Genomic DNA, 8,039 nt, shown 5'->3' with positions numbered 1-8,039 from the left:
TGCGAGCAGCTGGTCGATGACGCGGCGGCACGCCGCGGTGTCGAGCTCGCCCTCGGCGGTCTCCGACGGGCCGGCCGAGATGTAGCAGTGGGAGCAGCGGAGGTTGCAGCGCCGCGTGAGGTTCCAGGCCACGACGTGGGGGAGGTATTCCCCCGCGGGCGCTTCCCGCTCCGTGGCGAGAAGGACGCTCGGCCCCGTCCCCGACCCCACCGCCGATGCGGCCGCCCTCACTTGTGGCGGCGCTTGGGCGTCTTGTCGTGCGCGCCGACCACCCAGAAGGTGTAGGCGTAGGGGAAGATGGTCTGCACCACGTGGAACGGCTCGTACTCGAAGAGCCGGCGCATCGCCCACGAGAAGCGGTAGCGGGGATCTTCTTTCGGAATGATCTCGACCGCGCAGTCCACCTGGAAGCTGACGAACACCGGCGAATCGCCGGTCCACAGCACCGAAGCCAGCGGGCGCTTCGTCAGGTTCTTGTACGTCTCGCCCTCGAAGATCTCGAGCAGGCCGAGCCGGCGCCAGTCGATGTGCTCGGGATGGGCGTAGAACTCGCGCGCGGTTCCGATGCGCATCGCGCGCGTCTCGTCAACGGCATGCGGCGGCAGCTTGATGATCTGCTCGACGGCGTCTTCGACGAACTTCACGTAGTGCTCGATGTGCTCGTCCTTGGGCGTGAAGCCGATCCCCTTGTTGGCCAGGTTCGGGATGATGCCTTCATCGTTCAGCGTGGCGACCACCGGCAGATGCCCGGCGTTGAAGGCGATGTACTCGTCCTTCTCGATCGCGTCGTACACGCGCCGCTTGTAGTCGAGCTGCCACTGGATGAAGTTCTGCGGCAGTTCCTGGATCTCGAATTCGCGGATCACCTCGCCATTGTCCACGAGGCGCGCCACCCCACCCACGATCTCCATCCGCTGTCCGACCCGCACCTCAACGTCGGTCATGCCTTCTCCTCCAGGGGCGCGGCGCCGACCCGCTCGGCCTGCTGCCGCATGAATTGCTCGACCGCCGCCTTGGCGTCGGCCGGGGATACCGCTTTGAAGTCCACCGGGCACTCGGTCATCTTCTCTTCGATGTCTCGGATCGGGCAGCGCGTCACGCCCGACTTCTTCGCCTCCTCGATGAATTGGCGCATCTCGGGGGACAGCGCGTCGCCGCCTTCGGCTTCCGCGCGGATCTGACGGGCGCGCAGCTCCCGGAACATCCCCATCATCGTTTCGGCGTCGAACTCGTCGGCCTCGATCATCGCCTGCTTGTTCTCGTCCATGACGCTGGTCGTAATGCGCCACAGGTCGTGGTTCTTGGCAAACCGCTCCACGGTGCTCCGGGCCAGCGGCCGCGCGATCAACGGGACCACCTTCAGGCGTTCGAACGCCTCCCCGGTCCACACCGGCGGATCGGCCGCCGTCCGTGCCCGGGTGGCGACATGGTAAGGCGGCACCGGACACTTCGTCTCGATCGTGGCCCCGGCCGGCTCGCCGTCGTCCTCGCTGCCCAGGACGAGGGTCTTCGCCATCTGCTCCTGGGCCTTCAGCTCGGCGTGCGCGAGCTCCTCGGCGTCACCGATCCCCATGATCATCTGCATGTGGGTGGGCAGGAGCTTCCGGATGGCGTCGTCCAGCCACTTGTTCGTGACGATCTGCGCCAGGCCGCCGCCAAACTCGAGGACGTACTCCTCGACCGCCCGGCGCGCGATGCCCTGCGCGAACGGCGGCACGCGGAGGATCCGGACCTCGGCATCGGGCGCCCACGGCAGCCCTGCCTGGCCGTCCTCCTCGATCCACGGGATGTCTTCCGGCCTGATGCCGACCGTGCCGGTCATGAGCATGTTGCACGGCGCGAGGCGCACCAGGTTCTCGGCCTGCGAGCCGAGCTGGGTGTTCTCGACCCGGTGCGCCCCGTGCCGCGCGATCACCAGGAGCGAGGGCTTGATCTCTTCCGCCCACTGCATGATCACCTGGAACGGCTTGCCGATCAGGATCTGCGTCGTGATCGGGACGTCGGGGAACTCCTGCGCCATAGCCTCGGCCCGCTTGATGTTGGCCTGGCAGAGCTTGAGGAGACCCTTGTCGATGATGTTGTTGTGCAGCTCCTCCTGCTCCTCGAACTTGAAGACCTTCGAGGCCTGCACGGAGAGCACGTCCTTGATGTTGTTGAAGACGATGTGGTGGTACTCGACGTCGAAGGCGCTGCCCACGTAGAGCGACCCGCCGAACTCCTGCGCGAGCTCGAGCGCCGCGCGCATCGCCTGGTAGCTGTACGAGGATCCGTCCACGCAGACCATGAACCGGCCGCCCTCGAAGGCCCGGTCGTCGCGGACGATCAGCATGTCCTTCTCGATTCCGCGGAGCGAGCGGGCGACCACGCCGCCGAGCTGCGAGTATGCCTGCCGGCCCAGCCCGTGCGCGCCGAACGCGACGAGGTCGTACTGGCGCTGCGACGTGCCGACCAGCCGCGCGGCCTGGTCCTCGTCCTCGGCCACTAGGTGCCCGTCGTCACCGAGCTTCACGTCGCTGCGGCCCTTCTCGCCGCCGTCGTAACCCGCCGCGCGATTGGGTTCGAAGCCGATCAGCCCCGGCAGCCGGCCCTCGCCCCGGTTGACCTCGTTCACGATCTCTTCGTAGTTGATCCCCTCGAGCAGCTGGCGTGTCAGCTTGACGCCCGCGGCCTCGCACCGCTTGCCGAGCTGGTCGAGAAAGCTGTCGGCAATGAGCTGGAGGCCCTTCTCGATCAGCTTGTCGTGGATCTTGCGCTGCTTCTTGATCTCCGCGGGGGTCTGGAACTGGGCGGGAAGTCCGGTCTCGAGCTGGCGGAAGCGGACGTCGTGGAGCCGGGCCGCGTACACGTGATTGCCGGTGATACGGCCCCCCGATCGCCGGCACAGTTCGATCGCACGATTGACCGCCCAGTCCGAGTGCTGGGAGTTGTCCACGGGTAGGAAGATCTCGCGGTACATCGGCCCTCGCGTGAGACGAACCTTTTCAGTTGTAAAAGGGGAGCGGCACGCCCGAGTATGGGCCTCGGCGGCGACGACTGTCAAGCCTTGGAGACGCGCCGGTTACGGGCTGCCGGACGGCAGCCGTATGGTCACGCCAGTCAGCCCTGCGGGACCGACGAGGAGTGGCTGCTCGACTGCGGTGCCCCGGCGGCGCTGGTCCCACACCACGAGCGTATAGGATCCCGGCGTCACGTTCCGGAGCGTGAATGTGCCATCGCCCGCCACGCCGCTGAACCAGGGGCTCGGTGTGACGACGATGAACGCCTCCATTTCGGGGTGCAGATCGCAGAGGAGCATCACCGTGCCCTCGCGGCTGAAGGTGTGGCGGATCAGCCGCAGAAACGCCGGCTGCGCTCGGTTGAAGACGGTGCGTCGATCCTGGTAGGCGTGCAGGTTGTGGAGGAAGGAATCCTCGTTCAGGAAACCGACCGTCGTACCGACGGCGACCGGGAGGACGTGTGGCACGAAAGTCTTCTGTCGCTGCGCGATCGTTGCCTCCGGCGAGGGAGTCGTGGCGCGCGCGCTGCCGGCGAGGTAGACCACCAGCACCGCCCCACCCGAGCGCGGAGCGCCGACGATGCGGCCGCTCACGTCTTGGGCGGTGACGGCACCCGCGCCGCCGAGCGCCAGCAGCAGCAGCACGGGCGCCGGGCGCAGCGTCATGCGTCGGCGCGCCACGGTCTCAGAAAGCGAAGTCCAGCCGCGCCCAGAAGGCGTGCCGTCGCTGATCCTCCGCGACCGAGGCATCGCGAGTGTAGTACTCTTCTTCGAGCGTGATTCGCATGTTGGCACGCACCAACATGATCAGCGCGGGCAATACGCGCCGCAGGTCCTGCTGCCGGCCCGCCGTGACCTGCCACCCCGCCGGCAGATCCGGCGTGATCCGCAGGTCCTCCAACCGCATCGATGCCATCAGCCAGGGGAAGACCATGTAGTCCGCGCGTCCGAACCATGACCGGAATTCCGCAGTCCCTGCGTTGGACCAGGGTTGATCATGCGAGCCCCACACGTAGCCGGCCGAGGCGTCGAGATTGCCATGGGTCAGGCGGGCTGCGAGGCCGAACCGCCGGAACTCATCGTTTCCCTGACGCCCGAAGTACCCGAAGTGCTCGAGCTGGAGAGCGTTGTCGACCCAGCTCCCGCTCGGTCCGGGCTGGATGGTCCCGACGGGCCCCGCACCGAGCGTGCCGTCGAGGGCACGGCCGCCGAGCTTGGTTCGGAGCGTGTAGTACAGGTCCTTGTGGTTGTCCACGTCCCGGGTGGCCTCGATGCCTTGTACGACGCCTAGGCCGTAGCCCAGCCGACGCCCGACGATGCCGTTGAGCTCGATGCCCGGCTGCTTGTCCTGTGGCCTGAACTGGGTCGCCGACGTCCTGTTCGTGCCCGCGCTGTCGACTCGAAGATCCGCGATCCGCCGGTTGCCCCACAGCGGGTGATTCTTGTAGACGCGGTCCAGATTCCGGTAGCTCGGCAAGAGGTTCTGATCGAACTTGCCCACCCACACGTTCAGCAGTCGATTGGGTACCCTCAGGGCGCCCAGTACGTCCTGGAACTTCACGAAGGTCTGCTGGATCAGCGCGCCGGAACCCGGCTGCCACTCAGATTCGAGATAGAACCCGATGCCCGCGCCGAACGTCCCCCCCATCAACAGCTCGATCTCGTGGGGAAACTCGAAGTTCGAGTTGGCGTGCGAGCGGGTCTCGTAATCGGCGATCACGCGCATCGCAATCGGCGGCATGCCGGAGATGGAGCCGGGCCAGACGGCGTTCGGGAACAGGTCGCGCCAGCCCGGCGCCCCCATCGGCAGGGGCTCGTCACGCACCAGGTCGGCGTCCCCCTGAGGGAGCTGATAGCCGTTGAGCCGGAACGCCTCGCCGTAGGCGTTGAGTCGGGGGGGCATCACGTGACAGGTCTGGCAACTGGTGCCGTACTTCCGGGCGAAGGCCGGAATGCTTCCTGCGTCTTGAACCAGGCTTCCCTCGGCCACGGCGAGGACCAAGACGATCGCGGCGGGTTTGGGCAAACTTCTCGGGTACACGTTCCACCTCCCTGGCCGAAGTGCGGTATGGATCTGCTCGCTCTAGCGACCAGGAACGCAAGGAGCGTACCGGCCCGTTCTCACGCGCGCCGAGGCGAGTGAACTGCCGGCCGCTCCGTGAGTTGCGTGTGCGGATGCTTCTGCGGTCCGGCTCCGGGCAGTCGCTCGGAGTGCGTCGCGAAGCGCGCACGTGTGACAGGAAGCGCGCGGGGAGGCCCGCAGTGATCGTCATCCACGGGACGACTACCTGGACGTCACAGGAAGCCGGGGAAGCCGGATGTTGACCACGCTGGTGCGCCCTGGCTCGAGATCAACGCGAATCGTCGCCGGGGCGCGGAGGGGGTGCCAGAAACGCAGTGTGGCGGGGCCCGGCGGCAAGCCGGTCAGCACGAAGCGCCCCATGCTGTCGGTGACCGTGACGGCTCGTGTCGGAGCGACGACGACGTACGCCGCCATTTCCGGATGAAGACGGCACAGGATCAGCAGGACGCCCGCGCCCTCGGCCCTGTGTCGTGCCTCCGTGCCAGGGAAGAACCGTCCGAGGTCGAACGAGCCGCCCTCCGCGTTTGCAGCGCCCAACAGACCGGGGCTGAAGATGTTGTGGACCACGGGGTCGCCGTTTCGGAACACCACCGTCGCTCCCACAGGCACGGCGACGACGGAAGGCCTAAACCGTAGCCCGTGCTGGTCCATGATGACCGGGGAGCCGGGCGTTGGCGGACCTGCGGACTGGCTCTCGGCGTACACGGCGGTCGCCCACCGTGACGCGAAGCCGTCCACCTCAACGGTTCCCACCACGGTCGCCGTCGCGCGGACCGTGTCGCCCTGGGCGTCGAGTGCCGCCGGCGTCGCGATCAGGCTGGCCAGGACCCAGGCCACGGGCGCCTTCATCTCACTTCACTCTCGGTCAGTGTCTCCGCGGCTCCACCACGCGCCTCGGGGTACTGCTGGAGCAGGCGCTGGAACGTCCTCCTGCTCACGCCGGCGGCTCGGGCGGCGCGCGAAACGTTGCCGCCGCTGTGGCGGAGCAGCCTGGACAGGTATGCCTCATAGAAGGCCCTTCGCCAGGTGGCTTCCGCCGAACGCAGCGGGAGCGCTTCGCCGGCGTCCGAGACACCCGGGAAGATCGGCTCCATCATGGCTGCCGCGCTGCGCACCTTCTCGGGTAGCGCGTCCAGGCCGATGGGTCCGGATTCGCACATGACCGCCAACCTCTCCGCGAGGTTCTTCAGCTCGCGGACGTTGCCTGGCCAGTAGTAGCGCTGGAGTGACTTCAGCGCCGCGTCGTCTGGCTTGACCGGCGGTCTGCCTAGCTGCCGCGCGAACCGGTCGAGAAACACCCGAAACAGCAAGGGCACGTCGCCGCTCCGTTCGCGCAGCGGCGGCAGGGCAAGGGGGATCACGTTCAGCCGATAGTAGAGATCTTCTCGCAGGGTGCCCCTGGCGACCATGTCCTCCGGGTTACGGTTGGTCGCGGCGACTACGCGGAAATCGGCCGGGATCACTTTGTCGCCCCCCAGGCGCCGAAACTCTCGCTCCTGGAGAACGCGCAGCAGCTTGGCCTGGAGGGTGAGGGGCAACTCCGTGATCTCGTCGAGGAACAGCGTGCCGCGAAACGCCTGCTCGAGCAGGCCGGACTTGCGGTTCGCCGCGCCCGTGAACGCGCCCTTCTCGTGCCCGAAAAGCTCGTTCTCGAGCAGAGTCTCCGGGAGCGCAGCGCAGTCCACTGGAACGAAGGGACCTTCGGCCCGGTGGCTTAGGCGGTGCATGGCACGGGCAATCTGCTCCTTGCCGGTGCCGCTCTCGCCCGTGATGAAGACGCCGGCATCGGTGGGCGCGATCCGCCGCACCCTGGTGATGACTTCCTGGATCGCGGCGCTATCGCCTATGATCTCGTCCAGGCCGCGGGCGGCCGCCACCTCGTGCCGCAGGCGCCGATTCTCGCGCGCGAGCGACCGCTGGCGGACGGCGTGTCCGACCGTGATGGCCAGCTGATCTCCCGTGAACGGTTTGGCCAGGTAGTCGAACGCGCCGGCCTTGATGGCGCGCACGGCCGACTCGAGCGTCGCGTAGGCCGTGAGCACGATCACCGGGACCTCGGGGTCCTCCTCCAGGGCCTCCGCCAGGAGCGCGAAACCGTCCTTGCCCGGCATCTTAAGGTCGCAGAGCACGAGATCGGGTTCCGTGGTACGGAAGGTCTCCCGGAACCTGGCGCTGTCGCCCAGGGTCACGCAGTCCAGCCCGTGGGGTCGGAGCAGCCGCTCGCAGTTCTCCAGCACGGCTGGCTCGTCATCGACGATGAGGACCGTGGCCTTCATGGTCGCGCGCCTCGGTCGGCCCCGGGGAAGATGACGCGGAAGGTGCTGCCTCGACCGGGCTCGCTCTCCACCAGAATCCGAGCCCGGTGTCCGGCCGCGATGTTCTGCACGACGGCGAGCCCGAGACCCGTGCCTCCGCTGTTTCGCTGGGTTGAATAGAAGGGCTCGAAGATCCGCTCCAGGCTGTCCTGCGCGATCCCGCAGCCGGTGTCGGTCACCTCCAGGACCACGGCCCCGGCGCGGTGCGTTGAGACGGCGACGCGGATGCGGCCGCCTGACGGCGTCGCCTGGAGCCCGTTAAGCAACAGATTCAGCACCAGCTGCTCCAACCGCGACTCGTTGCCCACGACGAAGGTTGGCCGAGGTGCAGGGCTGACCTCGAGGGCGACCCCTCCCGCGCGGAACTCGGCACCCGCGAACGTGGCCACGCGCGCCACCAGGTCACCGAGCGAGACCTCGGCTGTCGGCTCCTCTTCCTCCCGCGACAGATCCAGGAGACCGCGCGCGATGGTCGCCACGCGCGAGGCGTTCTGGCGAATCACTTCGAGGTCGCGCAGCGCGAAGCACTCCTCGCAGCGGGCCTCCACGTCCTGGGCCACGCACTCAATCCGATTGAGGATGATCCCGCACGGGTTGTTGATCTCGTGCGCCACGCCGGCCGCCAACGTCCCCACCGCGGCGAGCC

At 67.6% G+C, this 8,039-nt stretch carries 8 protein-coding genes; all 8 read right to left on the bottom strand.

The window, feature by feature from the left end; genetic code table 11:
* On the bottom strand, window positions 1–231 hold a 231-nt coding region (locus tag Q8Q85_14565; protein ID MDP3775479.1), incomplete at its 3' end, for a hypothetical protein.
* Entirely contained in the window at window positions 228–944 is a 717-nt protein-coding gene (locus Q8Q85_14560; GenBank protein MDP3775478.1) for a hypothetical protein, read from the bottom strand. The genes Q8Q85_14565 and Q8Q85_14560, both read right to left, overlap by 4 nt.
* On the bottom strand, window positions 941–2,956 hold the full coding sequence (locus Q8Q85_14555; GenBank protein MDP3775477.1) for a universal stress protein: 2,016 nt from the start codon (window positions 2,954–2,956) through the stop codon (window positions 941–943). The genes Q8Q85_14560 and Q8Q85_14555 overlap by 4 nt, the downstream gene beginning before the upstream one ends.
* 102 nt (window positions 2,957–3,058) lie before the next feature.
* The gene (locus tag Q8Q85_14550) at window positions 3,059–3,676 is read right to left on the bottom strand and encodes a hypothetical protein (GenBank protein ID MDP3775476.1); all 618 of its coding nucleotides are present in this window, start codon (window positions 3,674–3,676) and stop codon (window positions 3,059–3,061) included.
* Between the two features lie 4 nt (window positions 3,677–3,680).
* The gene (locus Q8Q85_14545) at window positions 3,681–5,036 is read right to left on the bottom strand and encodes a hypothetical protein (protein MDP3775475.1); all 1,356 of its coding nucleotides are present in this window, start codon (window positions 5,034–5,036) and stop codon (window positions 3,681–3,683) included.
* 243 nt (window positions 5,037–5,279) lie between these two features.
* Entirely contained in the window at window positions 5,280–5,927 is a 648-nt protein-coding gene (locus Q8Q85_14540; protein ID MDP3775474.1) for a carboxypeptidase regulatory-like domain-containing protein, read from the bottom strand.
* The gene (locus Q8Q85_14535; protein ID MDP3775473.1) at window positions 5,924–7,354 is read right to left on the bottom strand and encodes a sigma-54 dependent transcriptional regulator; all 1,431 of its coding nucleotides are present in this window, start codon (window positions 7,352–7,354) and stop codon (window positions 5,924–5,926) included. Before Q8Q85_14535 ends, Q8Q85_14540 begins: the two co-directional genes overlap by 4 nt.
* On the bottom strand, window positions 7,351–8,039 hold a 689-nt coding region (locus Q8Q85_14530; GenBank protein ID MDP3775472.1), incomplete at its 5' end, for an ATP-binding protein. The genes Q8Q85_14535 and Q8Q85_14530, both read right to left, overlap by 4 nt.

The sequence above is a fragment of the Gemmatimonadales bacterium genome, from assembly GCA_030697825.1.
Taxonomy (GTDB): Bacteria; Gemmatimonadota; Gemmatimonadetes; order Gemmatimonadales; family JACORV01; genus JACORV01.
Note: the sequence above shows the minus strand (reverse complement) of the source record. Positions and strands in the feature narration are given on the sequence as shown.